This is a genomic window from Myxococcota bacterium, assembly GCA_041389495.1.
Classification (GTDB): Bacteria; Myxococcota_A; UBA9160; order UBA9160; family UBA4427; genus JAWKRT01.
On sequence record JAWKRT010000001.1, the window covers coordinates 1,327,529 to 1,354,186 of the forward strand.

The 26,658-nt window shown below is 75.6% G+C and carries 21 protein-coding genes; 9 read left to right on the forward strand and 12 right to left on the reverse strand.

From position 1 onward, the window contains the following. Nucleotide 1 precedes the first annotated feature (1 nt). A complete protein-coding gene (locus R3E88_05865; GenBank protein ID MEZ4215985.1) occupies nucleotides 2-1,024 on the reverse strand; it encodes a DUF924 family protein in 1,023 nt (340 codons plus the stop codon). Nucleotides 1,025-1,149: 125 nt separating this feature from the next. On the opposite strand from R3E88_05865, the gene R3E88_05870 reads away from it, so the two are divergent. Together R3E88_05870 and R3E88_05875 are read left to right on the forward strand one after the other, a co-directional pair. Further along, entirely contained in the window at nucleotides 1,150-2,502 is a 1,353-nt protein-coding gene (locus tag R3E88_05870) for a phosphotransferase family protein (GenBank protein MEZ4215986.1), read from the forward strand. Between the two features lie 7 nt (nucleotides 2,503-2,509). Beyond that, on the forward strand, nucleotides 2,510-3,226 hold the full coding sequence (locus R3E88_05875) for a DUF2490 domain-containing protein (protein MEZ4215987.1): 717 nt from the start codon (nucleotides 2,510-2,512) through the stop codon (nucleotides 3,224-3,226). Between the two features lie 15 nt (nucleotides 3,227-3,241). Here the strand turns inward: R3E88_05875 and R3E88_05880 are convergent, their stop codons facing one another. Then, entirely contained in the window at nucleotides 3,242-4,477 is a 1,236-nt protein-coding gene (locus tag R3E88_05880) for an LL-diaminopimelate aminotransferase (GenBank protein ID MEZ4215988.1), read from the reverse strand. A 77-nt stretch (nucleotides 4,478-4,554) separates the two neighbouring features. Beyond that, complete coding sequence (locus R3E88_05885; protein MEZ4215989.1) at nucleotides 4,555-5,442, reverse strand: TIGR03620 family F420-dependent LLM class oxidoreductase; 888 nt, start codon at nucleotides 5,440-5,442, stop codon at nucleotides 4,555-4,557. Nucleotides 5,443-5,616: 174 nt separating this feature from the next. Here R3E88_05885 and R3E88_05890 point away from each other — a divergent pair, with 174 nt between their 5' ends. Together R3E88_05890 and R3E88_05895 are read left to right on the forward strand one after the other, a co-directional pair. Continuing rightward, nucleotides 5,617-6,255 carry a cytochrome c3 family protein gene (locus R3E88_05890; GenBank protein MEZ4215990.1) on the forward strand — a complete coding sequence of 213 codons (639 nt, stop codon included), beginning with the start codon at nucleotides 5,617-5,619 and terminating at the stop codon, nucleotides 6,253-6,255. A gap of 63 nt (nucleotides 6,256-6,318) precedes the next feature. Continuing rightward, nucleotides 6,319-7,146 carry a hypothetical protein gene (locus R3E88_05895; GenBank protein MEZ4215991.1) on the forward strand — a complete coding sequence of 276 codons (828 nt, stop codon included), beginning with the start codon at nucleotides 6,319-6,321 and terminating at the stop codon, nucleotides 7,144-7,146. A 58-nt stretch (nucleotides 7,147-7,204) separates the two neighbouring features. On the opposite strand, the gene R3E88_05900 is transcribed toward R3E88_05895, so the two are convergent. Then, nucleotides 7,205-7,471 (reverse strand): hypothetical protein, encoded by a 267-nt coding sequence (locus R3E88_05900; protein MEZ4215992.1) that lies wholly within the window; start codon nucleotides 7,469-7,471, stop codon nucleotides 7,205-7,207. 32 nt (nucleotides 7,472-7,503) lie between these two features. Then, nucleotides 7,504-9,027, reverse strand: a complete 1,524-nt coding sequence (locus R3E88_05905) for an alanine/glycine:cation symporter family protein (protein MEZ4215993.1) — start codon at nucleotides 9,025-9,027, stop codon at nucleotides 7,504-7,506. 197 nt (nucleotides 9,028-9,224) lie between these two features. Between R3E88_05905 and R3E88_05910 the strand changes: the two genes are divergently transcribed. After that, the gene (locus R3E88_05910) at nucleotides 9,225-11,423 is read left to right on the forward strand and encodes an acetate--CoA ligase family protein (GenBank protein MEZ4215994.1); all 2,199 of its coding nucleotides are present in this window, start codon (nucleotides 9,225-9,227) and stop codon (nucleotides 11,421-11,423) included. Nucleotides 11,424-11,446: 23 nt separating this feature from the next. On the opposite strand, the gene murA is transcribed toward R3E88_05910, so the two are convergent. The 3 genes from murA to R3E88_05925 all read right to left on the reverse strand — a co-directional run bounded on the left by murA (nucleotide 11,447) and on the right by R3E88_05925 (nucleotide 16,954). After that, the gene (gene murA, locus R3E88_05915) at nucleotides 11,447-12,742 is read right to left on the reverse strand and encodes a UDP-N-acetylglucosamine 1-carboxyvinyltransferase (protein ID MEZ4215995.1); all 1,296 of its coding nucleotides are present in this window, start codon (nucleotides 12,740-12,742) and stop codon (nucleotides 11,447-11,449) included. Nucleotides 12,743-12,851: 109 nt separating this feature from the next. Then, complete coding sequence (locus R3E88_05920) at nucleotides 12,852-13,883, reverse strand: hypothetical protein (GenBank protein ID MEZ4215996.1); 1,032 nt, start codon at nucleotides 13,881-13,883, stop codon at nucleotides 12,852-12,854. 815 nt (nucleotides 13,884-14,698) lie between these two features. Continuing rightward, entirely contained in the window at nucleotides 14,699-16,954 is a 2,256-nt protein-coding gene (locus R3E88_05925) for a hypothetical protein (GenBank protein MEZ4215997.1), read from the reverse strand. 65 nt (nucleotides 16,955-17,019) lie between these two features. Between R3E88_05925 and R3E88_05930 the strand changes: the two genes are divergently transcribed. Next, nucleotides 17,020-18,570, forward strand: a complete 1,551-nt coding sequence (locus tag R3E88_05930) for a hypothetical protein (protein ID MEZ4215998.1) — start codon at nucleotides 17,020-17,022, stop codon at nucleotides 18,568-18,570. Between the two features lie 20 nt (nucleotides 18,571-18,590). Here the strand turns inward: R3E88_05930 and R3E88_05935 are convergent, their stop codons facing one another. Beyond that, entirely contained in the window at nucleotides 18,591-19,751 is a 1,161-nt protein-coding gene (locus tag R3E88_05935; protein MEZ4215999.1) for an MFS transporter, read from the reverse strand. A 301-nt stretch (nucleotides 19,752-20,052) separates the two neighbouring features. Between R3E88_05935 and R3E88_05940 the strand changes: the two genes are divergently transcribed. Beyond that, nucleotides 20,053-20,562 (forward strand): DUF5658 family protein, encoded by a 510-nt coding sequence (locus tag R3E88_05940; protein MEZ4216000.1) that lies wholly within the window; start codon nucleotides 20,053-20,055, stop codon nucleotides 20,560-20,562. A 147-nt stretch (nucleotides 20,563-20,709) separates the two neighbouring features. Next, the gene (locus R3E88_05945; protein ID MEZ4216001.1) at nucleotides 20,710-22,971 is read left to right on the forward strand and encodes a sulfatase; all 2,262 of its coding nucleotides are present in this window, start codon (nucleotides 20,710-20,712) and stop codon (nucleotides 22,969-22,971) included. 589 nt (nucleotides 22,972-23,560) lie between these two features. On the opposite strand, the gene R3E88_05950 is transcribed toward R3E88_05945, so the two are convergent. The 3 genes from R3E88_05950 to R3E88_05960 form a co-directional block, all read right to left on the reverse strand. Further along, a complete protein-coding gene (locus tag R3E88_05950; protein MEZ4216002.1) occupies nucleotides 23,561-23,923 on the reverse strand; it encodes a VOC family protein in 363 nt (120 codons plus the stop codon). Nucleotides 23,924-23,945: 22 nt separating this feature from the next. Then, the gene (locus tag R3E88_05955; protein MEZ4216003.1) at nucleotides 23,946-24,527 is read right to left on the reverse strand and encodes a nuclear transport factor 2 family protein; all 582 of its coding nucleotides are present in this window, start codon (nucleotides 24,525-24,527) and stop codon (nucleotides 23,946-23,948) included. Nucleotides 24,528-24,588: 61 nt separating this feature from the next. Then, nucleotides 24,589-25,737, reverse strand: coding sequence for a PilZ domain-containing protein (locus tag R3E88_05960; GenBank protein MEZ4216004.1), 1,149 nt, complete (start codon nucleotides 25,735-25,737; stop codon nucleotides 24,589-24,591). A gap of 121 nt (nucleotides 25,738-25,858) precedes the next feature. Here R3E88_05960 and R3E88_05965 point away from each other — a divergent pair, with 121 nt between their 5' ends. After that, complete coding sequence (locus tag R3E88_05965) at nucleotides 25,859-26,650, forward strand: enoyl-CoA hydratase/isomerase family protein (protein ID MEZ4216005.1); 792 nt, start codon at nucleotides 25,859-25,861, stop codon at nucleotides 26,648-26,650. Nucleotides 26,651-26,658 lie beyond the last annotated feature (8 nt).

Here is a 26,658-nt window from a genome sequence, read left to right on the forward strand (position 1 = left end):
GTCAGAACGCGTCGCCGCCCGCCGCGAGGAACGCCTCTTCCTCGGCCGTCGGCGCGCGGCCGAGCGTCGCGTTGCGGTGCGGAAAGCGGCCGAAGCGCTCGACGACGTCGCGGTGGCGGCGCGCATAGTCCTCGAACGTGTCGAACGCCGCCGCGGCGGCGCGCGGCGCGCGCTGCCGCAGCGCCTCGAAGAGCGCGACGCTGCGCGCCTGCTCGGCGCGGTCCTCGGCGTGCTCGAAGGGCAGGTAGAGGAACGCGGCCTCGACGGCGCGCAGGCAGAGGTCGAAGCCGCGCTCGATCGCGCGCGCCGCAATGCGTCGCGCCGCGGCGTCGAGCGCGAAGGCGCGCGGGTCGCCGCGCCGCAGGTTGCGCGGGAGCTGGTCGTGCACGAGCACCGCCGCGAGCGCGCCGCGCGGCGTCGCGCACCACGCGTCGAGCGCGGCGTCGCCCGCCTCGGCGCGCTCGAGCCATCCGCCGAACTGCTCGCCGAGGAGCGCATCGAAGTCCGCGCCGCCGCCGAACCAGCGCGGGACGAGCGCCGCGATGCGCGCGGCGTCGCGCTCGCTCCCCTCGAACCACGCCGCGAGCAGCGCGGCGCCATCGGCGGCCGGCGCGCGCGCGTCGGGGTCGAGGTCGAGGAAGCGCAGCGGGTCGCGCTCGAGGCCCGCGACGAAGCGGCCGACGCTCGTGCCGAGCGGCTCGAGCGCCCCCGTCTCGGCGCGCACGCGCACGACGTCGCGCCCGCGCAGCGCGAGCTCGTCGCCGAACGTCGTGCGCGCGAACGGGATGTCGGTGGGCTCGAGCGCGGGCGTCGTCGCGACGACGCCGTCGGGCGCCTCCCACGCGACGCGCAACGAGTGCCAGCGCGGCGCGTCGCAGGCGCCGCGCACGTGCAGCGCGCCGTCGAGCCAGACGCAGCCGTTGTGGCGCCCGACGATCGCGCGCAGCGCGCCCGGGAGCCGCGCGAGCAGCGCTTCGTCGCGCTCGGCGGGGCCGCGGTAGACGAGGGTGTCGTCGAGCGACATGGCGACCGCACGCTACCACGCGCCGTCGCGCGGCCGGCGGCGCATCGGGCGTCGACGCGGACGGAGTCGCGCACCGGCGCGCGTCTGCGTTGCGTTCGCCGCGGCCGCCGCGCAGACTGCGCGCCATGGCATTCGATCGATCGACGCTCTCGCCCGAGTGGCAGCGCGCGTTCGACTTCGTCGAGGCGAAGGTCGGCGGGCGCATCGTGGCCGCGGAGCGCCAGGCGCGCTGGCGCCCGGCCTGGTTCCTCGACGTCGAGCGCGACGGCGAGGTCGTGCCCGTCTACTTCCGCGGCGCGCGCGGGGAGACGGACCACGGCGTGTACGCGCTCGCGCACGAGTTCCGCTGCATGGAGATCCTCGAGCGCCACGGCATCCCGGTGCCGCACGTGTACGGCTTCTGCGACGACCCGGAAGGCTTCCTGATGGCGAAGGCGCCGGGCCGCATCAGCCTCGCGACGGCGCGCGACGAGGCCGAGCGCAAGGCCGTGCTCGAGCACTACATGCAGATCCTCGCGCGCATCCACGCGCTGCCCCTCGACGACTTCGTCGCGGCGGGCTTCGCGCGGCCGGCCTCGGCGGCCGACCTCGCGCTCGGCGACTTCGCGCACTGGGTGCGCGCGTTCCGCAAGACGAAGGCGCGGCCCGAGCCGCTGATCGAGTTCGCGATCGACTGGCTCGAGCGCAACGTGCCGCAGGGACGCGAGCGCGCGTCGCTCCTGTGCGGGGACTCGGGGCAGTTCCTGTTCGACGAGGGCCGCGTGACGGCGGTGATCGACCTCGAGCTGTCCTACATCGGCGACCCGGCGGCCGACCTCGGCGGGCTCCTGTCGCGCGACCTCTCGGAGCCGATGGGCGACATCGGCGACGCGATCCGCGCGTACGAGGCGGCGAGCGGCGAGCGCGTCGATCGCCGCGTCGTGCTCTACCACGCGATCCGCTTCGGCATGGTGACGCCGCTGTCGACCTCCGTGCAGGTCGCGGCGCCGACGCCCATGACGGACTTCGTGCAGTACCTCGCGTGGTACCTCGTCTACTCGCGCTGTCCGATGCAGCTCGTGGCGCACGCGACGGACGTCGACGTGCCGCCGGCCGCGCTCCCGGACGAGGCCGACAGCGAGTGCGCGAAGGCCTTCGACGTCCTCGTCGATCGCATCGGGAAGCTGCCGGCGGCCGACGAGTTCGCGGCCTACCAGCGCGAGGCCGTCGCGCGCACCGCCGAGTACCTGCGCCGCGCGGACCGCTACGGCGCGGCGCTGCTCGAGGACGACCTCGACGAGGCGCGCGAGCTGCTCGGCGCGCGCCCGCGCGGCTGGCGCGAGCGCGACGAGGCGCTCGAGGTGCTCGTCGGTCGCAACGAGGGCGAGCTCGACGCGGCGCTCGTCCGCTACTTCGTGCGCCGCTGCCAGCGTCACGAGTTCCTGCTCGCGCCGGTGATGAAGGAGCTCGCCGGCGCGCGCATGCAGACGCTCGACTAGCGACGCGATGGCGCCCTTGCGACGTCCGCACCCGCGCGGCGCCTCCGCCGCGCGCCTCGCCGCCGCGCTCGCGGCGTGCCTCGCCGCTGCGACGATCGCCGCGCCGCGCCTCGCGCGCGCCGACCCGGCGGAGCACGACGCGCGGCTCTGGGCGCAGGCGACGGGACGCCTCGGGCTCGGGCCGCGGGCGGCCGCCCTGCTGCTCGTGCAGGTCCGGCTCGCGGACGATCTCGCGCGGCTCGAGCGCGTGCTCGTCTCGCCGGCGCTCGAAGCGACCTTCGGGCCGCTCTCGCTCGCGCTCGGCTACGACGCGCACGTCGTCGAGTGGCCGCGCGACGCGGTCGAGCACCGGGTGTTCGAGCAGGTGGCGCTCGCCCACCCGCTCGCGGGCTTCGACGTCGCGCACCGCCTGCGGCTCGAGCAGCGCTTCGCGCCGCACGCGGACGGTGCGGCGCTGCGCCTGCGCTGGCGGCTCGGCCTCGTGCGCGGGCTCGGCGGCGGGCCCTTCTCCGTCGAGCTCGCGAACGAGCTCTTCGTCGCGCTCGACGACCGGCGCCCGCACGCGCGCGCGGGCTTCGACGAGGCGCGCCCCTACGCGGGCCTTCGCCTCGACGTCGGCGGCGGCCTGCGGCTCGAGACGGGCTACCAGCTCCAGTACGTCTCGCGGCCCGGGCGCGACGCCGCCAACCACACCTGGCTCGTCGCGCTCGCGCTCGCCCGTTAGGCGGGCGGGAGGCGCCTAGCGTCCGAAGGCGCGCTGGATGCGGGCGATCGCCTCTTCGACGTTCTCGCGCGAGTTGAAGGCGCTGATGCGGAAGAAGCCCTCGCCGGCGGCGCCGAAGCCCGAGCCCGGCGTGCCGACGACGTGGGCGCGCTCGAGCAGCTGGTCGAAGAACTCCCAGCTCGTCGCGCCGCCGGGCGTGCGCAGCCAGATGTAGGGCGCGTGCTCGCCCGCGTGCGCCTCGATGCCCGCGGCCGCGAGCCCCTCGCGGATGCGCCGCGCGTTCTCCATGTAGTGGGCGACCTGCTCGGCCGTCTGCTTGCGGCCGGCGTCCGAGAACACGGCCGCCGCCGCGCGCTGCACGATGTAGGGCACGCCGTTGAACTTGGTCGCCACGCGCCGCGCCCACAGGTCGCGCAGCGCGACGCGCTCGCCGTTCGCGGCCACGCCGGTGAGGGCCCGCGGCACGACGGTGTAGGCGCAGCGCACGCCCGTGAACCCCGCGCGCTTCGAGAAGCTCCGCATCTCGATCGCGCACTCCTTCGCGCCCGGGATCTCGTAGATCGAGTGCGGGAGCGCGTCGTCCTGGATGAACGCGTCGTAGGCGGCGTCGAACAGGATCACCGCGTCGCAGTCGCGCGCCCACGCGATCCAGTCGGCGAGCGCCTCGCGCGTCATCACGGCGCCGGTCGGGTTGTTGGGCGAGCACAGGTAGGCGATGTCGTGCGCGGACGAGGGCGGCGCGGGGACGAAGCCGTTGTCGGCGTCCGCGCGCAGGTAGGTGACGCCCGCGTAGCGCCCGCCGGCGTCGGCCTCGCCCGTGCGGCCCGCCATCACGTTCGTGTCGACGTAGACGGGATAGACCGGGTCGGTCACGACGAACGAGCAGTCGCTGCCGAAGATCTCCTGGATGTTCGCCGTGTCCTGCTTGCTGCCGTCGGAGACGAACACCTCGTCGCGCGCGAGCTCGACGCCGCGCGCGCGGAAGTCGTGCTCGAGGATCGCGTCGATCAGGAAGTCGTAGCCGTTCTCGGGCGGATAGCCCTGGAACGTCTCGGCGCGGCCCATGTCGTCGACGGCCGCGTGGAGCGCCTCGACGACCGCGGGCACGAGCGGCAGCGTGACGTCGCCGATGCCGAGCCGGATGATCGCGGCATCGGGGTGCGCGGCCTGGAAGGCGCGCACGCGGCGGCCGATCTCCGGGAACAGGTAGCCGGCCTTGAGCTTGCGGTAGTGGTCGTTGATGCGGGCCATCGTTCCTCCGCGGTGATCGGGAAGCGGTCGGGTGGGGGATGCGATCGGTCGGTGTCGCGCTCGCGCGCGGCGCGCGCCTAGCCGTTCTTCGCGGGCGCGAACGCCTCGAGGAGTGCGACGTCGGGCCCGGCCTCGCCGTCCGCGCGCAGCGGCTGGATGCACACGTGGCTCGCGCCCGCGTCCCAGTGCGCCTGCACGCGCTCCCAGATCGCCTTCTCGTCGCCCCACGCGACGATCGCGTCGACGAGCCGGTCGCTGCCGCCGTCCTGGAAGTCGGCATCGCCGAAGCCGAGCTCGCGCAGGTTGTTCTGGTAGTTCGGGAGCCCGACGTAGATCTTCATCGCCGCGCGTGCGACGGCGCGCGCCTTCGACGGGTCGGTCTCGCGCAGCACCATCTGCTCGGGACAGAGCCACGCCTTCGGGCCGAGCGTCGCGCGCGCCTTCGCGGTGTGCTCGGGCGGCACGAAGTAGGGATGGGCGCCCGTCGTCTTCTCCGCGGCGAGGGCGAGCATGCGGCCGCGCAGCGCCGCGATCACGATCGGCGCGTCCTCGTCGGGCGGCCGTGCCATGAACAGCGCCTTCTCGATCGCCTCGAGATAGGCGCGCATCGTCGCGACCGGCTTCTCGTAGGTGTGTCCGCGCACGCCCGCGACGAGGTGGCCGTGCGACACGCCGAGCCCGAGCACGAAGCGCCCGGGCGCGAGGCTCGCGAGCGTCTTCCAGATCGCCTTCGTCGTCATCGCGTCGCGCGCGTAGATGTTGGCGATGCCGGTCGCGAACGCGAGCCGCTCGGTGCGCGCGGCGAGGAAGCCGATCAGCGCGAACGGGTCGCGACCGACCGCCTCGGGCAGCCACAGCGCGCCGTAGCCCCACGCTTCGACGCGCCGCGCGAAGTTCGTGGCCTCGTCGGCGCTCATGCCGTCGAGCCACGTCCACACGCCGAGCCGTCCGATCTCCGTCGCCATGCCCGAAGCCTCCTCGTCGCTCCCGCTCCCGCGTTCGGCGGGCGCGCAGACTATCGCAGTCGCGTGCGAGCGCTGGCCACGGCCGTCGTCGAGTGCGACACTGCGCCGGCCCGCGGGGCCGACGGAGCGGACGATGCGCAGGCGATCGCGCGGGATCGCGGGGGCGAAGGCGGCATGAACGGCGGAGGTGCCGGCCCGGGTGGTCGCGGCCTGCGCGCGCTCCTCGCGGCGGGGGCGGTGGGAGCGCTCGTGAGCGTCGGCGGCTGGTTCGGAAGCGAGCGGCTCGAGCAGGACGACCGCTTCTGCAACGCCTGCCACCTCGACGGCTGGGTCTCGGGCACGCCGCTCCACACGCGCCAGCGCGACGGCTTCGCGGAGCGTCCGCCGCGCACGCTCGCCGGCTCGCACGCGACCGTCGCGGTCGACGGGCGCGCGGGCGACGCGGCCGCGTTCCGCTGCATGGACTGCCACGGCGGCGTCGGCTTCGCCGGCAAGCTGCGCGTGAAGGCGCTCGCCGCGAAGGACGCGTTCTTCTGGGTGGTCGGCGCGTTCGACGAGCCCGATCACATGCGCTGGCCGCTCCTCGACGACGACTGCCGCCAGTGCCACGCATCGTTCGCCGCGAAGGCCGGCGACTTCGAGGACCCGGCGTTCCACGACCTCGGCGTGCACAACGCCGATCTCGGCGTCGACTGCGTCGAGTGCCACCTCGGGCACGACGCGAGCGGCGACCCGGAGCAGTGGTTCGTCGCGGCCGCGCACGTGCGCGCGCAGTGCGCGCGCTGTCACGAGCGCATGGCCGGGGAGATGTGACGCGGGCGCCGTGCGCGCCCGTCCGCGGCGCCTTCGCGCCGCGCAGCGAGGGGAGGTCGATCGATGGGGATGTCACGAGCCGCGCTCGCGGCGCTGGTCGCGCTCGCGGCGGGCACCGCTTCCGCCTATCCGGGCGGCACACCGAGCTACCAGACCGACGTCGCGCCGTTCTGCGCGGGCTGCCACTCGTCGGTCGCGGAATCCGACCTCGAGGGCGCGGGCGAGCGCGCCGCGAAGGAGGTGATCGCCGCCAAGCACCTGGCGCCGATCGCCGCCGGCGAGAACGGCTACAAGGATCTCTCGGAGGCCGATCGCACGACGCTCGTCGCGCACATCCGCGCGCTCGACGCGAGCTCGACCATCCAGATGGAGTTCCCGCCGCAGGTCGCGGTCGGCGAGACGTTCAACGTCACCGTGAACGTGACGGGGGGCGCCGGCCCGGTCGTCGGCGTCGCGCTCGTCGACCGCGCGCATCGCTGGTACGCGAAGCCCGCGACGTCGGCGGGCTGGACGGTCGTCGGGCCGCCGTCGGTGATCGGGCAGGACGGCCGGCCGCAGAGCGAGTGGAGCGACGCGCGGCCCGAGAAGTTCGGGCGCGCGACGACGTACGTGAACGTGAAGGGCATCTCGTCGGACGCGAGCACCGAGTCGTGGGGCAGCGCGAAGGTGATCTTCACGCTGAAGGCGCCCGACAAGCCGGGCGACTATCCGCTCGTCGGCGTCTACCTGTACGGCACCGAGAAGGGCAGCCCGCTCGGCTACACGACGAACGCGGTCGGCTGGAAGATGCCGCGCGGCACGACCGCCGGCGCGTCGGGCCGCGTGCGCTTCACGCCCGAGCACGAGATCACGGTGAAGCCGGCCGAGGCGGCCGCCGCGCAGGGACAGTAGGCGCGCCGCGCGGGCGGCGGGGCGGCGCGCGCCGCCCCGCCGCCTCCGCGTCCGCGCGTCAGGCGCCGCCGCCCGCCTGCTTCTGCGCGTCCTCGAGCGGCTTCCAGTGGAAGAGCCCGAACAGCATCGTCTGCACGAAGTGGTGGCCCATCGAGCCGCCCGCCTTCGCCATCACCGCGCGCTTCGCGAGGAACTCGGCGAGGTGCGCGAGCGCCATCGCCCAGAACACGACGGTGCCGATGATCGACGCCGTGCCCGTCATCCCGAGCATCATGACGAGGCACACCACCCACACGAACGCCACGACGGTCTTGTTGCGGTCCATGCGCGCGGTGTACGCCGGCGCGCGCGCCGGCGTCAAGCGCTGCGTGCGAGGTCGGCGGCGGGGGCGGGCTGCGCCCGCTCGAGCTCGCCGGCGGCGAGCCGCGCGAGGTAGCGGTCGAGCTCGCGCTTGACGCTCCCCGACAGCAGCAGCACCCCGACGACGTTCGGGAAGGCCATGCCGAGGATCATGAGGTCGCCGAAGTCGAGCACGGCGCCCGGGTGGAAGACGGCGCCGGCCCACGCGAAGAGCAGGAAGAGCAGCTTGTAGACGAGCGTCGTGCGCACGCCGAACAGGCGCGCCCAGCACTGCTCGCCGTAGTAGCTCCACGAGATCATCGTGCTGAACGCGAACAGCACGGCGCAGAACGACAGCACGTAGCGGAACCACGGGAAGACGCTCTCGAACGCGAGCGACGTCATCTGGATGCCGCTCACGCCGGGCTCCGCGTAGGCGCCCGTCACGACGAGCACGAGGCCCGTCGTCGTGCACACGATGATCGTGTCGACGAACGGCTCGAGCAGCGCGACGATGCCCTCGCGCACGGGCTCGGGCGTCGCCGCGGCGGAGTGCGCGATCGCCGCCGAGCCGCAGCCCGCCTCGTTGCTGAAGGCGGCGCGCCGGAAGCCCTGGATCATCGTGCCGACGAGGCCGCCGAGGCCCGCCTCGAGCGAGAACGCGGATTCGAGCATGGTCGCGAACGCGTCGGGCACGCGCGCCGCGTCGAACACCAGGATCACGACGCCCGTCGCGACGTACACGCAGCACATCACGGGCACGAGCACGCCCGCGACCTCGCCGATGCGCCGGATGCCCCCGATGATCACGACGCCGACGGCGACCGAGAGCGCGAGCCCGAAGAACACCGGCGCGAGCCCCTCGAGCCCGTCGACGATCGCCGGGAACGTGCCCTCGAACTGGGCGTAGGCCTGGTTCGACTGGAACATGTTCCCGCCGCCGAAGCTCCCGCCGATGCACATCACCGCGAACACGATCGACAGCACCCGGCCGAACGTCGCGAGGCGCGTGCCCGCGAAGCCGCGCTCGAGATAGTGCTGCGGCCCGCCCGAGAAGTGGCCGTCCTCGCGCCGCACGCGGTGCATCTGCGCGAGCGTGCACTCGGCGAACTTCGAGCTCATCCCGAAGAAGCCCATCGCGATCATCCAGACGACGGCGCCCGGTCCGCCGACGCCGACCGCGACCGCGACGCCCGCGATGTTGCCGAGCCCGACCGTCGCGGAGAGCGCGGCCGAGAGCGCCTGGAAGTGCGAGATCTCGCCCGGGTCGCCCTCGCGCGCATAGCGTCCGCGCACGCAGTCGACGGCGTGGCGGAAGGCGCGGAAGTTCACGAACTGGAAGCGCAGCGTGAAGAAGACGGCGCCGGCGGCGAGCCACACGACGACCGCGGGAAGCTCGAAGGCGTCCGTCCAGAAGGCGAGGTCGAAGAAGATCACGGCCTCGATCGGCGCCACCAGCCAGGCGCGGAACGCGTGGTCGGCCGCTTCGAGGAAGTGCATCACGGCGCCGTGGGCGCCGGCGTCGACGATCGGGTCGGGCACGTGGACGCTTCCTCCGCGCGCATGCGCGTACGCATGCGGGAACGGGACGTTCGGGTTCGCGGGGGGAGCCGGGCGGGCGGTCGCAGCCGCGTCCGCACGCACGGTCGCGACCGCATCGGCCGCGCGGTGGGCGAGCATAATCCATCCGTCGCGCAGCGATGACGCGTCGGACCGGCTCGTCTACGCTGCCGCGCGCGATGAGCAATCCCCACGATCCCGCGGCCGCCGCGCCGTCGACGACGCTCTCCGAGCGCGCCTCGAAGGCGCTCGTCGCGGAGTTCGGCGTTCCGATCGCCCGCGAGGCGACGGCCGCCGATCCCGCGGCGGCCGCGCGCGCCGCGCGCGAGCTCGGCTTCCCGGTCGTGCTGAAGCTGAACGGCGACGCCATCGCGCACAAGACCGAGCGCGACCTCGTGCGGCTCGGTCTCACCGACGAAGCGGCCGTGCGCGACGCGGCGGCCGAGCTGCTCGCGAAGGCGCGGCCCGAGGACGGCGCCGTCGACCTGCTCGTCGCCGAGATGGTGCGCGGGCGGCGCGAGCTCATCTGCGGCGTCGTGCGGGACGCGCAGTTCGGCCCGTGCGTCGTGCTCGGGCTCGGCGGCATCCTGACCGAGGCGCTCTCGGACGTCGTGTTCGCGGCCGCGCCGGTGTCGCGCGCCGACGCGCGGGCGATGATCGACGGCCTGCGCGCGAGCCACCTCGTGACGCGCCCGTTCCGCGGCGAGCCCGCGGCCGACGTCGAGGCGCTCGTCGACCTGCTCGTCGGGCTCGGCGCGCTCGCGCTCGCGCGCCCCGACGTGGCGAGCGTCGACCTGAACCCGGTGATCCTGTCGGGCGGTCGGCCGGTGGCGGTCGATGCGCTCGTCGAGCTCCGCGCGGGCTCCGCGCCGGCGGGCGTGGAGGACGCGGCGGCCGCCCCCGCGCGCAGCGACGCGCAGGTGCTCGAGCGCTTCCGCCCGCTCTTCCACCCGCGCGGCATCGTCGTCGCGGGCGTCGCGAGCCACCCGGGCAAGTTCGGCTTCGTGACCTATCACAACCTGCGCGCGTTCGGATTCCGCGGCGCGCTCTTCCCCGTGAAGCCCGACGGCGCCGAGGTGCTCGGCGCGCCGACGCTGCGCGACGTCGCCGACGTGCCCGACGGCGCGGCCGACCTCGTGTTCGTGTGCACGCCGGCCGCCGTGAATCTCGAGCTGCTCGAGAAGTGCGCCGCGAAGGGCGTGCGCGCGGCCTTCGTCGCGAGTGCGGGCTACGGCGAGGCGGGCGAGGAGGGGCGCGCCATGCAGCGCGAGCTCGTCGCACGCGCGGACGCGCTCGGCATCGCGATGATCGGGCCGAACGGGCAGGGCGTCGTGTCGACGCCCGAGTCGATGTGCGCGCAGATCACCGCGCCGTATCCGCCCGCCGGGCGGATCGGCGTGGCGAGCCAGAGCGGCAACCTCGTCTCCGCGTATCTCAACTACGCGGTGCAGACGGGCGTCGGCGTGAGCAAGGCGGTGTCGCTCGGGAACTCCGCGCAGACCGAGCTCGCCGACGTGCTCGAGTACTTCGCCGTCGACCCCGACACCGACGTCGCGCTCGTCTACGTCGAGAGCGTCGGTCGCGGCGCGCGCTTCCGAGAGGCCGTCGCGCGCCTCACGAAGGTGAAGCCGCTCGTGCTCGTGAAGGGCGGCGTCGCCGACGAGGGCAAGCGCGCCGCCGCGAGCCACACCGGCGCGCTCGCGAGTGACGACCGCGTCTTCGACGGCCTCTGTCGCCAGCTCGGTGTGCTGCGCGCGCCGACCATCGAGGAGGCCTTCGAGTGGGCGGCGACGCTCGCGACGCAGCCGCTGCCGAAGGGCCGGCGCACCGTCGTCTTCACGAGCGTCGGCGGGTGGGGCGTGCTCGCGGCGGATGCGTGTGCGGCGAACGGGCTCGAGCTGATCCGCCTGCCGAAGGACGTCGAGGCGGCGATCGACTCGATGGTCCCGCCGCGCTGGAGCCGCAACAACCCGGTCGACCTCGCGGGCGGCGAGACGCGCGACACGATTCCCGCCGTGCTCGACCTGCTCGCCGCGCATCCCGAGGTCGACGCGATCGTGCACCTCGGCCTCGGCATCCAGGCGAACCAGGCGAACGCGTTCCGGCAGGGGCCGTTCTTTCCCGATCACGGGCTCGAGCGCATCGCGAGCTTCCACGAGCAGCAGGACGCTCGCTATGCGAAGGCGGCCGCGGAGGTCTCCGAGCGCCACGGCGTGCCCGTGCTCTCGTGCAGCGAGCTCGTCACGGCCGATCGCTCCTACGGCAATGCCGGGCCGCTCGCGGTGCGCGAGGCCGGTCGCGTCTGCTACCCGAGCGCGCACCGCGGCGTGCGCGCGCTGCGCGCGCTCGTCGACCGGGCGGAATACCTCCGACGCTAGGCGGGGCGGCGCGCGCCGCGCGCTCAGTCGGCCTCGCGCACGAGGTCGGCGCCGAGCGCGCGGAGCTTCTCCTCGATGCGCTCGTAGCCGCGGTCGATCACCTCGGCGTTCTGCACGATGCTCGGCGGGCCGGACGCGCACAGCGCGCCCATCAGGAGCGCCATGCCGGCGCGGATGTCGGGGCTGCGCACCGTCTGCCCGCGCAGCGGCGTCGGCCCGCGCACGACGACGCGGTGCGGGTCGCAGACGATGATGTTCGCGCCCATCTGGATCAGCGGATCGACGAAGTAGAGCCGGCTCTCGAACATCTTCTCGAAGAAGAGCACCGTGCCCTCGGCCTGCGTCGCGAGCACGATCATCGCGCTCATGAGGTCGGTCGGGAACTGCGGCCACGGGCCGTCGTCGACGCGCGGGATGGCGCCGCCCGCGTCGGCGGCGACGCGCGCGCGCTGACCGGCGGGCAGCACGACGCGGTCGGGCTCGATGCGCACGTCGAGGCCGAAGCGCTCGAAGACGCGGTGGGTCATCCAGTAGTGGCTGCGGACGGTGTCGCGAACGCTGATCGAGCCGCCCGTCGCCGCGGCGAGCGCGAGGTAGCTGCCCACCTCGATGTGGTCCGACACGACGCGGTGCCGCGCCCCGCCGAGGAGCCGCCCGCCGCTTCCGCGGATGCGCAGCGTGTTCGAGCCGGCGCCGCTGATGTCGGCGCCCATGGCGACGAGCAGCTTCGCGAGGTCCTGCACGTGCGGCTCGCCGGCGGCGTTGAGCAGCGTCGTCTCGCCCTCGGCGAACGCCGCCACCATCAGGATGTGCTCGGTGGCCGTGACGCTCGCCTCGTCGAAGAAGAGCGTGCCGCCGCGCAGCGCATCGGGCGCGGCCGGCGCGCGGAACTCGAAGCCGGCGTCGTCCACGACGACGCCGAGCCGGCGCAGGCCGTAGAGGTGCGCGTCGAGGCGTCGGCGCCCGATGCCGTCGCCGCCCGGTGCCGACACCTTCACGCGTCCCGTGCGCGTGAGCAGCGGCCCGACGAACAGGAAGGACGTGCGCGTGAGCTCGCACAGCTCGCGCGGGATCTCGCCCGTCGCGATGCGCTCCGCGCGCACGCGCACGACCGACCCTTCGCGCGCGACGTCGGCGCCGAGGTGCTCGAGCACGCGCAGCATGTTCTCGACGTCGCGGATGTCCGGGACGTTCTCGAGCACGACCTCCTGGTCGGTGAGCAGCGTCGCGGCGAGCATCGGCAGCACCGCGTTCTTGTTCCCGCTCGCGACGATCTCGCCCGCGAGCGGCCGACCGCCGCGGATCACGAACCGGCTCATGCGCCTCCCCCCTCGCGCCCCGCGCACCGGCGGGCCTCGGAGGGGAAGCCGCGGGAACGCGCGCGGGAGGGTAGCGGCTGCGGCCCGCGACACCGCTGCGCGCGCGCCGTCAGCGCGCGGCTCCGTCGTCGGCGCGCGCGCGCTCGAGCACGACGATGCCGAAGCGCGGGCCGCGGAAGGGCTCGGCGCCGATCGTCGCGACGACGCGGTAGTCGCGCTCGAGCCACGGCAGGAAGGCCGCGCCGTAGTCCGGGTCGCGGAGGAAGGGCCCGGTGCCGAACTCGGCGTGCCCGCGGTGCACGAGCGCGACGAAGTCGGGCGGCGACGCCTCGATGCGCGCGAGCATCGCCGCCGCACCGCCGTGCGCGCGCAGCTCGGGCGGGAGGAAGAGCGAGTACGGCGTCGGGTTGCGCCGCCGCAGCCAGTAGTTGAGCCCCGCGCCCTCGGGCATCGCGAGCAGCGTCGCGTCCTCGGGCATGACGCGCGCGAGCTCCTCCATCGCGCGCGCCATCATCGCGCCGCGCGGCGAGTGGGCGGGCCCGGCGACGAGGATGCGGTCCCGCCCCTCGCCGAGCGCGAACGTCTTGGTCGCGAGCACCTCGTTCGCGTCGCGCAGCGCGGCGACGGCGAACGCGGCGACGAGCGCGAGTGCGAGCGCGCGCGCTTCGCGCGAGCGCGGGGCGGTCGCCGCCACCGCGGCGGCGAGCGCGAGCGCGGGCGCGGCGAGCGCGAATCCGTAGTGCTGCACCTGCGGATGCAGGCCGAGCTTCGCGAGGAGCGCGAGCGCGTACGCGCCGAGGAGGAGCCGCGCGACGGCCGCGCCGCCCTCGCTCGCGCCGTCCTCCTTCGCGCCGCCCTCCTTCGCGCCGTCCTCCTTCGCGCCGCCCTCGCTCGCGCCGGCGCGCGGCTTCGCGTCGCGCGCCGCGCTGCGCGATTTCGCGAGCGTGACGAGCGCGACGAGCGCGACGGCCGCGACCGCCGCCGGGAGCGCGCGCGAGGTCGGCCCACGGGAGCGCGCCCGCCGCCGCGGCCGCGAGCGCGGCGGCTCCGGCGAGCCCTGCGCCCGCGCGCGCGATGCGGACCGGCGCGCGATCGACCGCCGCGCACGCGGCCGCGAGCGCCGCGCCCGCGGCGATCGCACCGAGCATGCGCGCGGCGTTGCGCGCGGGCGCGTCGAGGCCGGCGGTGTGCGCGTAGAACGCGTCGGCGCCGACGCCGCCGAGGTAGGGCGCGTTGCCGAGCGCGCCGCGCAGCGCTTCGCCGAGCGGCAGCGCGGTCGCGAGCGCCGCGACCGCGCCGGCGAAGACCGCGAACGCAGGCACCGTGATCGCCGCGGCGGCGCGCGCGCGCGTGCCGCGCGGCGCGAGTGCGACGGCGAGCGCCGCCGCGACGGCGCCGGGCACGAACGTCTCGGCCTTCGTCAGCGCGAGCGCTCCGAGGAGCGCGCCCGCGCCCGCGAGCGCACCCGTGCGCGGCGCCGGAGCGCGCAGCGCGCGCACGCACAGCGCGACCACCCCGAGGCCGAGCGCGAGCCCGTGCGTCTGCCCGTGCTGGTACGGCGTCGCGAAGTCGTAGTTGCCGACGTTGCCGTACTGCGAGAACGCGCACACGCACAGCACGGCGGCCGCGCCCGCGAACGCGCCGAGCGCCGACGTCGCGCGCGCGAGCAGCGCGTAGAGCAGGGCGACGATCGCGGCCAGCACTCCGAGGTTGGCGACGACGAGCGAGCGCACCGAGACGCCGAGGGCCGCGAACACCGCCGCGTTCGCGTAGGGCGAGAACGGGCCGTTGCGGTACGCGATGTCGCGATAGAGGACGTCGCCCTCGGTCAGGCGCCACGGCACGTAGAGCTCGAAGCCGAAGTCGATGACGGGGTCGGTCCAGCGACCCGCGCTCCACGCGACGAGCGCGGCGAACAACGCGCCGAGCGCCGCGAGCGCGCACGCGTGCCGCGCCTCAGTCCGCACCGGTCGCGGCCCCTCCGTCGCCCGTGCCGTCGAGGGCGGCGAGCGCGGGTGCACCCGGCACCGCGCCCATCCGCGGCGCGCCGGCGGCGAAGAACGCCGCCATCGCGGCGCGCGACAGGAAGGGCGTCGCGTGCACGGCGGCCGCGGGCGGCACCGTCGCGCGCGGGTCGAGCGCGAGCTGCTCGTGGGCCTGGATCATGCGGAAGACGCGGCCCGTCGGCGGCTCGCCGCGCGTGCGGCGGAGCAGCTCGTCGGCCTGCAGCCGCGCCTCGCCGACGGCGCCCGTCAGCAGCAGCGCGCGCACGAGCCGCTCGCGCGGCGCCACCTCGCCCGGGAGCTCGGCGAGCGTCTCGCGGTCGAGCGCGACCGTCTGCGCGTAGTCGCCGAGCAGGTAGGCGAGCAGCGCGAGGCGATCGCGCGCGCGCGCGCGCGCGACGGGGTCGGTGCCGACGCGGTCGGCGACGAGCGCGGGGTAGTCCGGCGGGACGACGCCCTCCTCGATCGCCCAGGCCGGGCGCCGCGCCGCCGCGGCGAGCGGGTCGAAGCCGCGCTCGGCGTCGAAGGGGACGCCGCGCGCGCGATAGTAGTCGGCCACGCGCGCGAGGTTGGCGCGGTTCCGCGCGTTGCGCCGCACGAACACGGAGTGGTCGACCGAGCGCGAGACGAGCACCCAGCCGGGTGCGCCGTCGAGGTGCGGCGTCGTGTAGTACGCCTCGCCCTCGACCGGCAGCCCCACGCCCACGTACACGTCGACGCCGCGCCGATCGAGCGCGGCGAGTGCGCTCTCGCCGTCGCGCACCTCGAGCTGCCGCGCGATGTGGAAGTAGTCGTCGAGCACGTCGGGCGGGTAGTGCTCGGTGCGGCCGTCGACGAACGTCTTCATGCGCGGCGCGAGCCAGTAGCCGAGGTAGCCGCCGAGCGTGTAGCGGTTGTAGAGGTTGCCCTCGAGCGCGGCGTCGCGCAGGAAGCGCGCCGCGCGCGCGTAGAACGGGCCCGGGGCGTAGGGCGCGCGCGCGTACTCGGCGAGCGTGCGCGGCAGCGTGCGCGCGCGCTGGTCGAAGCCGCCGCTCGCCGGGAATGCGACGGCGAGCGCGCACGCCGCGACGGCGGCGATGCGCGCGGCGGCGCGCCGCGCGGGCGCGCGCTGGCGGCCGAGCGCGCGGCACGCGAGCGCGAGCGGGAAGAACCCCATCCAGAGGAAGCGCACCGACACGAGCAGCGCGACGGCGCCCGCGAGCGCGAGCCCGAGGTGCTCGGCGTCGAGCGCCTCGAGCGCGTCGCGGCTTCGCGCGCGCACGACGCGCACGAGCCGGGCGGTCGCGAGCGCGGCGACCGCGACGAGCAGCGTGTTCGCGATCGCCCACGCGAGCGGGCTCACGAGCGGGCCGAGGGTCGGGAGGGCGAAGGGGTCGAAGTGCCGCCACTCGTCGGAGATCTGCCAGATCGCGGTGTCGCGCGACGAGGTGAAGAACGTGAGGTGCTGACCGACGCCGCGCGGGTTCGCGAGCGCGGCCGCGAGCATCGCGCCGAGCGCGACGCCGAGCGACCGCGCGCGCGCGCGCCGCGCGGCCCGCGCGGCGTCGTCGCGCGCGATGCGGAGTGCGGATTCGAGCCCGGCCTCGAGCGCCAGGCCGAGCAGCGCGGCCACGACGAGCGCCGGCCCGAGCGCGAAGAGCGAGTGCGCGTTCGCCCAGACGAGCGCGAGCAGGGCGGCGAGCGCGATGCGCCGAGGCGGCGGCGCGCCCGGGCGCGCGAGGAGCAGCGCGTACGTCGCGAGCGTCGCCGGGATGCTCACGAGGTCGGGGCGGAGCTGGATCAGCCGCCACCACGCGAGCGCGAGGAATGCGGCCAGCGCGGCCCACGCGAAGGCGCCGCGCACGCCGGCGCGGCGCAGCGCGAGCAGTGCGGTCGCCGCGATGCCGAGCACCGCGAGCGCGTGCGCGACGCGCAGCGCCCCGAGTCCGAATGCGGAGGCGATCGCGTAGGTGGCGACGCCGAACAGCCACTCGTGCTGCACGGGCGCATCCGGCCCGGCCGTGTGGAGCATCGGGTCGGCGGCGGGCCACGGCCCCTCGGCCAGGTAGGCGCGCCCGGCGCCGAGGTGGAACCACAGGTCGTTCGTGCGGATCGGCGCGGCGGCGAGCACGAGCACCATCGCGAGCACCGCGAGCGCGCCGACGGCCGCGACCGCGGGAACGGCCGCCGCACCGCGCGCGTTCGGGTCCGGCTCGGCGTCCGCGCTCATGGCCGGCAGGGTACGCCAACCCGCGCCCGTGGCGTCGCGGCGCCGCGTCGGATTCCATCCCGCGGATGCCCGATCCGCCGCCGCGCACCGCGCACGTCACTCCGCCGCCGCCGCGCTCGCCGCGCTCGCCGCGCGACCGCGACGCCGACCGCGCCGACGCGCGGGCCGACCGCGCCGCGATCGCCGCGATCGCGCTGTGCGTCGCGTTCGGCGTCGTCGCGAGCGCGCTCGCCGCGCGCACGAGTCCGTGGCTCGACGAGGTCTGGACGTTCGAGCTGCTGCCGCGCGTGATGCACGCGTCGGACGTGCTCCTGCGCCTGCCGCACGCCAACAACCATCCGCTCAACACGCTCTACCTGTACTGGCTCGGCGACGTCGGCGACCGCTTCGCGCTCTACCGGCTCCACAGCATCGCGGCGGGCGCCCTCGTCGTGGGCTTCGGCGCCGCCTTCGCGTGGCGCTTCGGGCGCGCGGCCGCCGTGATCGCGGCCGCGCTGCTCGCGACCTCGTTCGTCGTCGTGCACCACGCGTCGCAGGCGCGCGGCTACGCGCTCATGCTCGCCGGCGCGCTCGGCGCGACGACCTTCCTGGCGCGCGACCTCGACGCTCCGCGCGCGCGGAGCGCGCTCGCCTACGCCGCGTGCACGGCGGTCGCGTTCCTCGCGAACCTCTACTACCTGCACACGTTCGTCGCGCTCGCCGTCTGGAGCGGGGCCGTGCTGCTCGAACGCGCGCTGCGCGCCGAGGGGCCGCTCTCCGCGCGGCTCGGGCGCGCGGCGCTCGCGGTCGCGCGTCTGCACGCGCTCCCGGTCGCCGTCTTCGCCTTCGTGTTCCGCGTCTTCTACCTGCCCGGGCTCACCGGCACGCAGTTCGCGACCGACCACCGCGGCATCGTCGTGCAGGCCGTCTCGCTCGCCTTCGGAGGGCCCTTCGTCGGGCCCGGGGCCGAGCGCCTGTTCGTCTTCGGCGCGCTCGCGTTCGCCGCCGGGCTCGCCGTCGTCGCGCGGCGCCGCGACCGGACGGCGCTGCTGTTCGCGCTCGCGATCGCGCTCGCCCCCGCGCTCGTGCTCGCGGTCTCGCGGCCGCGCGCGCTGTTCGTGCGCTTCTTCGCCGCGAGCGAGGTCTACCTGCTGCTGCTCGTCGCGATCGCGCTCGGCGCCCTCGCGCGCGCGCGCCGCGCGGGCCGGCTCGGCGCGGTCGTCGCCACGGCCGTCGCGCTCGCGATCGCCGCGGCGAACCTCTCGCACGTCGTCGACCTCGTCCGCTACGGACGCGGGCAGTACGACGACGCCTTCCGCTACATGGCGGCCGAGACGGTGGGGCCGGTGACGGTGGCGAGCGACCACGTGCTCGCGATGCGGCTCATGTCGCAGTTCTGGGCGCGCCTCCTGCCGGAGGCGTCGATCGTCTTCCTGCCCGAGCCCGACGCCGCGAGCCCGCCGCGCTTCTTCGTGCGCGTCGCGCGTCCGTGGCCGGCCGAGATCCAGTACGCCGGGCATCTCTACGACCGCGACCGGCTGTTCCGCACGTCGGGCTTCGGCTTCGACTGGCAGCTCTACCGGCTCGTTCCGATGGCGGACGCGCTGCGCCGCAAGGGGATCGACCCGGGTCGTTAGGCGGGCGCGCCGCGCGCCGCTCAGACGCCCGCGTCGGGGCGCGCGACGTCCTCGAGCGGCGGCGCGGGAAGCGAGGTCGCGAGCGCGAAGACGACCGCGGTCGCGGCCGCCGCGATCGCGAACGGCGCGGGGCGCGCGACGTCGTAGGCGTGCCCCGCGACGAGCGGGCCGACGACGCGCGCGAGCGCGGCCGCCGACTGGTAGGTGCCCATCACCGCGCCGCGCGTGTGCTCCGCGGTGCGGAACGAGGCGAGCGTCATCAGCGACGGCTGCAGCAGGGCGCGGCCGACCGCCGCGAGCCCGAGCGGCACGAGCAGCCAGACGACGGTCGGTGCGGCGGGCGTCGCGACGAAGCCGGCCGCGAGCACGACGGCCCCGGTGCGGATGAGCGTGCGCTCGCCGAAGCGCGCGGAGAGCGTGCGGATCGCGCCGCCCTGCACACCGCCCATCACGATCGCCATGCCGAACAGGATCATCGAGACCGCGAACGCGTCCCAGCCGAAGCGGTCGAGCATGTAGAGCTGGAAGACGGTCTCGAGCTGCGTCACCGCGAATGCGAAGGCGAAGTTCGTCGACGTGAGCAGCGCGACGCCGGGCTGCCGCAGCGCGTCGATCCGCGACAGGGCGGGCGCCGCGTCGCCGGCGCGCCGCGCGTGCTCGGGCGACTCCGGAAGGCGCGTCCAGGCCTGCACGAGGTTCACGGCGGAGAGCGCGGCGGCGACGAACATCGGCGCCGCATAGCCGGCCTTCGACGCGACGCCGCCGATCGCCGGGCCGAGCGTGAAGCCGATCGCGAAGGACAGGCCGATCAGCCCCATCCAGCGCGGCCGGTCCTCGTCGGCGGTGACGTCGGTGATGTAGGCCGTCGCGACGCCGACGTTCCCGGAGAACGCGCCCGCGAGCACGCGCGCGGCCAGGATCGTCGCGAGCGAGTCGGCGAAGCCGAGCGCCGCGAGCGCGACCGTGTTCCCGGCGATCGTCGCGAGCAGCACGGGCCGGCGCCCGACGCGGTCCGAGAGCCGGCCCCACACGGGGCCGAACGCGAACTGGAAGAGCGCGAAGCTCGCGACGATCGCGCCGACCTCGAGCCCTCCGGCGCCGTACTGGACCGCGTAGAAGGGAAGGATGGGGACGACGATCGCGAAGCCGATCAGGTCGACGACGACGACGGCCAGCAGCACGTGGAGCTGCGGGTAGGCCCGCGCGCGGGGCGCATCGGCGTCGGCGGTCGGGGGCGGAATGGCGGGCTCCGTCGGTCGGGCGGCGGGACGCTAGCAGCCCGCGTCGCCGCGCCCGCCCACCCCGACTCGCGCTGCGCGCCGGCCGCTCCCGCGGCGCCCGTCCGTCGTCGGCCGCGGGTCGCGCGCAGTGCGTCGCCGGGCTCAGCCCGCGGCCCGCCGCGACCGATGGTGCGAGGGTCCGCCACCCGGGCGGCGCGAACCGCTCGCCCGCGGCGAGCCCTTCAACCCGTTCGTGGGAGTCATGGCGGAGCCCTTCCCCCCTCTTTCCGACGAGCGCGGCGACGGCGGGAGCGAGCCGACGTGGCCGGTCGTGGACCGCCGCCGCAGCGCGGACCGGCGCTCCCGTCCGACGCGCTTCTTCGACTCCGTGCTCGGCCATCGCCGGCGCCGCGCCGGTCGCCGCGCGGGCGAGGGCGCCGACCAGTACGTCGACCGCCTCGGCACGCGAGGCATCGCGCTCGCGCTCGCGGTCTTCGCGCTCAACATCTTCGACGCCTTCTGCACGCTCGTCTGGCTGCGCCGCGGCGGCAGCGAGGGCAATCCGATCATGGACTGGGCGCTCGATGCGGGCGACTCGGTCTTCCTGTTCCAGAAGTGCTTCGTCGCGGCGATCTGGATCGTCGTGCTCGTCGTGCACAAGAACTTCCGGCTGGCGCGACTCGGGCTCTGGTCGCTGCTCGTCGTCTACGCGCTGCTCGCGATCTACCACGGCTTCCTCGCGCTGTGCGCGGAGCCCGTTCCCCACCCGTGACCGCAGCGCGCGCCCGCGCGCGCCGGCTGCGGTGCGCGGTCGCGGATCCGCCGGTCGGGCCCTAGCCTCGGACTCCCGCGTCGATGCGCCGGGCCCGGCGACCGGGCGCCGGGCGTCGAGGGCCGATCGGGGACGGAGGTCGAGGGGATGCGAGCCGCCGTCCGCGGCATCTCGGCCGTCTGCGCGGCGCTGCTCGTGCCGCCCGCGTGGATCGCGCTCGGCGGCGGCGCGGACCTCGACGTCGCGCTCGCCGGCGGCCGCGCGCTGCGACTCGTGTGGTACGACCCGGTCGGTGCGCCGTGCGCGCTCGCGGTCGCGCTCGCCGGCGCGATGCTGCGGCCGCGCGTGGCCGGGCGCTTCGCGCGCGCGCTGCTCGTCGCCTACGCCGCGCTGCTCGTCGTCGCGACGTGGGCGGCGGTGGGCGACGGCCTCGACGTCGGCTGGCTCTCCGCGCGCTACCCGCTGCGTCCCTCGCTCGCGGCCGCGCTCGCGCTCGCGGGCGCGCTGCGCGGCGGGCTCGCGCGCGTCGCGTGGCGCCCCGCGGCGGCCGCGCTCGCGGCCGGCGCCCTCGCGACGGCGTCGCTCGTCGCCGCGGACCGCGCCGATCTCCGCGCGCGCGTGCTGCGCGGCGAGCCGGCGGCTGCAGGGCGCCCGCCCGCGACGAGCACGCGCGCGCCCGACGTGCTCCTGATCGTCGTCGACACGCTGCGCGCCGACGCGCTCGCGAACGCTGCGGCCGATGCGCCGCACATCGCCGCGCTCGCCGGCGAGTCGCTCGTGTTCGAGCGCGCGTTCTCGAACGCGGCGTGGACGCTGCCCTCGATGATGGCGCTCTACGCGAGCCGGCATCCCTCGACGATCGACCCGCGGCTGCGCGGCAGCGCGGAGTTCCGCGTGCCGCTCGCCGCCGATCTCGCGACGCTCCCGAGCGCGCTCGCCGCGCGCGGCTACCACACGGCCGGCTTCGTGAAGAACCCCGTGATCGCGCCCGGCTCGGGCTTCGAGCGCGGCTACGACGTGTACGAGTGGGTGGGCGGCGAGGACGCCGACGGGCAGTCGGCGCGCCAGCTCGTCGACGCGGTGCTGCGCTGGGCGCGCGTGCTCGCCGCGGCGCGCGAAGGCGGCGAGGCCGCGCGGCCCTGGTTCGCGCACGTGCACTTCATGGATCCCCACGTGCACTACCGGCCGCCGCGCGCGTACTGGTCGGAGCGCGCGCGCGCCTACGACGGCGAGTTCGACGGCCACGCGCGCACGCTCCACCGCATGACGCGCGACGGCCGCCGGCCCGGGGCGGGCGACGTCGCGCAGATGAAGGAGCTGTACGCGGGCGAGGTGCGGTACCTCGACGCGCAGGTGGGGCGGCTGCTCGACGCCCTCCGCGCGCTCGGCCTGCTCGACGGCTCGACGATCGTCGCGTTCACGGCCGACCACGGCGAGCAGTTCGGCGAGCACGGCGGCTTCGAGCACCGCGACCTCAACGTCGAGAACGTCGCCGTGCCGCTCCTCCTGCGCGCGCCCGGGCTCGCGCCGGGGCGCCGCGCCGAGCCGGCCGGGCTCGTCGACGTCGCGCCGACGCTGCTCGCGCTCGCGGGGGCGGGCGGGCTCGACGGCGCCGAGGGGCGCGACCTGCTCGCATCGCCCGGCGCGCCGCCGCGCGTCGTGAGCGAGTTCGGCGGGAAGACGCGCATCACCGACGGGCGCTATGCGCTCGTCGCGGACGCGCAGGGCGCCGAGCGCTTCTTCGACCTCGAGGTCGACCCGCGCGAGCAGCGCGTGCTCGGCGGGGCGGTGCCGCTCGACGCCGCGGCCGCGCGCGCGCGCGCGCAGCTTCGCGCGGCGCTCGAGCGCCACCGCGGCGCCGCGCGCGCGCGCGCGCCGGCGGCGGCGCCGCCGCGGCACCGGCGCACTCGACGCGCGCGTGCGCGAGCACCTCGAGGCGCTCGGCTACACGACCGACTAGCGACTTCGTCGCACGCCCGGAATGCGAACGGCGGCGTTCCCGACCTGGGAAGCGCCGCCGCCGCATTCTGGGAAGAAATCGTGGATCCGCGCGCGCGATGCGCGCCGCGGGTTCGCGCTCAGTCGCTCCGGCGCGCGCCGGCCCAGCCCATCATCGCGAGGCCGCCGACGAGGAGCAGGGCGGTCGTGGGCTCGGGCAGCCGCTTCACGGAGGCGCCCTCGAACGCGACGAGGCCGCGCTTCGCGAGGTCGTTCCCGTCGAGGCCGAACACGCCGTTGTCGAAGCGCGGGTCGATCGTCGGCAGGATGTCGATGCCGTTGTCGAGCGCGCTCTGGTTCACGTTGAAGACGATGCTGCCGAGCGTGACGGTCGCGTGCTCGATGCCGCTCGCGAACGCGACGCCGAAGTGCGTGACGAGCCCTTCGGACACGCCGTTGCTGTCGCGGTAGAGCGTGAGGCCCGCGCCGTCGGGCGACTGGCCGATGCTCGGGTTGCTCCACTCGCGGCCGCCGACGTAGTCGAGCTCGTCGTAGCCGACGGTGGCGCTCTCGTTCAGATCGAAGAGGATCGTGAGGTCGACGCCGAAGATGCGCGGGTTCGTCGCCTCGAGCACCACGTAGAGGACCTGGCGCGACGGATCGGACTCGGAGAGACACAGGTCGGGCGTTCCCGACGTCTCCCAGATCAGGGAGATGGTGTGCGCGGGATCCATTCCGGGATCGGTCGGGTCGTTCCCCATCCGCCACGCGGAGGCGCTGCTCGCGGCTCCGGCGAGAACGAACGCGAAGGCGGTCAACGTCAGCAGGATTCGCCGCACCATTTCATCTCCGCCGCACTGGCGCATCGCTGCGCGCACGCGCGCAGGCCGGTGTTCGGAGCTGAGTGGTTCGGCGGAGGCGGAAATGTCAGGGAAAACGCCCCGTCGCGGATTTTCCGCGCCGGGGGCGGCGAGGGCGCCCGGGCGGTCGTCGGTCGACGTTCGTCGGCGAAGGGCGGGGCGGGCGGAGCGGCCCGGACGGGCGGGCGCCCGCCCCCCGGCTAGCGGCGGGGCTCGTTCAGCTCGATCGCGTTCCCGTCGGGATCGCGCAGGAAGGCCTGGCGGCCGACGCCCGGGATCTCGAACGCGTCGCTCACCTCGATGCCCCGTGCGCGCAGGTCGGCGATGGCGGCGTCGAGCCCCTCGACCTCGAACGCGAAGTGCTGGCCGGGAGGCGCGGGCGCGCCGTCCGGCTGCACGAGCAGGTGCACCTGCTGGCGCCCGGCCTGCAGCCACGCGCCGGCGAAGCCGAAGTCGGGCCGCTCGATCGGGACGAGCCCGAGGCCGTCGACGTAGAAGCGCACGCACGCGTCGAGGTCGCGCACGTTGAGGCCGACGTGGTGCACTCCGATCTCGATCTTCATCGCTGCCTCCTGCGCGCGGCCGTCAGTCGATGGGCTCGTAGACGGGGTCGCTCGCGTCGCGCCGCCCGCGCGGCAGGTGGTCGGGAGTCGGCCACCAGTTCTCGGGCACGTCGACGCGCACCCACTCGGTCGTCGCCACCCGGTGCGCGATGCGCCACGCGCCGTCGCGCCGCTCGAAGCGGTCGATGTAGCGGAAGCCGGTGACGAGGTTGCGCGCCGGGTCCGCGGGGTCGCCGCGGTGGAAGGCGATGCCGTAGGTCTCGGCGCGCGCGCACTCGCGCGGCCGCGACGGCGAGGGCTCGACGAGCAGGTTGCCGACGAAGTGCATGGTCGAGGCGTAGCGGCCGAGCAGGCGGAAGCACCAGTCGAGGAAGGCGTCGACGCCGCCCTCGAAGCTCCCGTGCTCGTCGCGCGCGTCGTCGTGGTAGCAGCCGCGGACGAGCTCGCGATCCATGCGGTCGATGCCGCGGCAGTAGCGCAGGACGACGTCGCGGATCGCGCGCTCGTCGCACAGCGCGGCGACCGCGTCGGCGAGCGTGGCGTCGGCGGGCGCCGCGGCGGACGCCCGGCCCGGGGGCGTCGCGCGCGCGGGCGGGGAGGTCATGCGCGGGCAGCCTAGCAGTGCGCCGCGCGATGGGGCGCGGCCGCGGCGCGGGCCGCGCCGCTCACCCTTCCGAGGGGCGGGAGGCGGCGAGCCCGGCGATCTCGGCCGGCACGACGCGGCCGTCGTCCTCGCCGACCGCGCTCACGACCGGCAGGGCATCGAGGATGCGGTCGAGGCCGGCGCGCGCCTCGTCGTCGAGCGGCCCGAACAGCAGCGCGTACGAAGCGTCGGTGTTGCGGCGCTCGACGCGCGCGGTCGCGAGCACGGGCTCGTCGCGCCCGCCGGCGTGGAGCGCGACGGTCACCTCGTCGCCGACGCGCAGCGCACTGGCGTCGCCGGTCTCGATGCACACGCCGCGGTGCGAGAGGTCGCGGCCGATCGCGGCGGTCGGTCCCGCGTTCGAGAAGGTGTCGACGTGCGCGCGGTAGCGGCGGCGCGGCTCGCTCCGTCGCTCGCCCTCCTGCTCGAGGTCGCCCCAGTCCGGGATTCCCGTGCCGTCGACGTAGGGCGCCGGCGCGAGCGGTGCGACGCGCGGGCCGATGCGTCGCCCGGCCGCGAGCTCCTCGATCACGAGCCGGTGATCGGGTGCGAGGTCGTGCCAGACGACGTGCGCCTCGCGGCGCTCGCCCTCCGGCCCGTGGATCGGCTCGGAGCGCGCGACCTGCGCGTGCACGGCGAGCGGGCGGCCGACGAGCACCGACGGCAGCTCGAGCTCGACGACGGCGCCGACGGGCAGCTCGTCGCGCGCGTCGAGGCGCGCGCCCGTCGCCGAGACGTCGACCAGCGTCACCTTCTCGGTGCGTCCCTTCCAGCGCAGCGCGGCGCTCGCACCGACGGGAAGGCGCGGCTCGCGCCGGCGTTCGCGCCCGCGGTGGAGGAGCTGCGCGAGGAAGAGCTCGAGCGGCCGCTCCTCGATCGACGCCTGCACGAGGAAGTGCACGCCGAGCGCGCGCAGGCGCTCGCGAAGGGGATGGAAGTCCTGCGTGTGCACGCAGATCCAGGTCGGGGCCGCGCCCGGGCCGGCCACGCTCAGCGCGGGCATCGCGAGCGTGCGCCTGCCGGTCGAGACGAGCAGGTCGCAGGGCATCGGGAGGCCGTCGCGCACGTCCTCGGCGGCGGCGGCGAGCGGCGCGACGCCCGCGCGCTCGAGCGCGGCGACGAAGCGGTCGAGCTCTCCGTCGTGGATCACGAGCGCGCGAGGGCGGTCCATGGGAGCGCCTTTCGGTGGGCCGTGCGGGAGCCTGAACCCCGCCCCCGATGGCGCGGCGAGCCCGCTGTGCGAGAGTCGGCGCCCCGCGCGCGCCCGCTTCCGGGCGCCTCCCGGAGGCCCGATGCCCGAGCCGGCCGTGCTCTACGAGTGCCGCGACCACGTCGCGACGATCACGCTCAACCGGCCCGAGAACCGCAACTCGATGACCGAGGACGTCCTGACCGGGCTCGGCGACGCGCTCGCACGCGTCGAGGCCGACCCGCAGGTGCGCTGCGTGTTGATCACGGGGCGCGGGCCGAGCTTCTGCGCCGGGGCCGACTTCAAGACCGGCGCGCAGCGCAACCCGGGCCACCGCGCGCTCGCGCCGAACGAGCGCTCGTTCGCGATGTACGAGCCGTTCCTCGCCGTGCTCGAGATCGAGGTGCCCGTCGTCGGAGCGCTCCAGGGGCACGCGGTCGGCGGCGGGCTCGGGCTCGCGCTCGTCTGCGACCTGCGCGTCGCCAACGCGAGCGCCCGCTACGGCGCCAACTTCACGCGCCTCGGGCTGCACCCCGGCATGGCGACGACCTACCTGCTCCCGCGCCTCGTCGGGATGCCGCGCGCCGCCGAGCTGCTCTTCACGGGCCGGCTCGTCGACGGCGCCGAGGCCGAGCGCATCGGGCTCGTGAACCACGCGGTGCCGGCGGACGAGGTGCTGCCGCGCGCGCAGGCGCTCGCGCGGGAGTGCGCGGCCGCCGCGCCGCTCGCGACGCGCTGGACGAAGCGCTCCCTCTACGCGCACGCGGGCTGGGAGCCGCGCGAGGCCGCGTGGAACGAGGCGCAGCTCCAGGCGCGCACGCTCGAGACGGACGACCACCGCGAGGGTGTCGAGGCGCTGCTCGCGAAGCGCGACCCCGTCTTCCGCGGCGAGTAGCCGGGAGC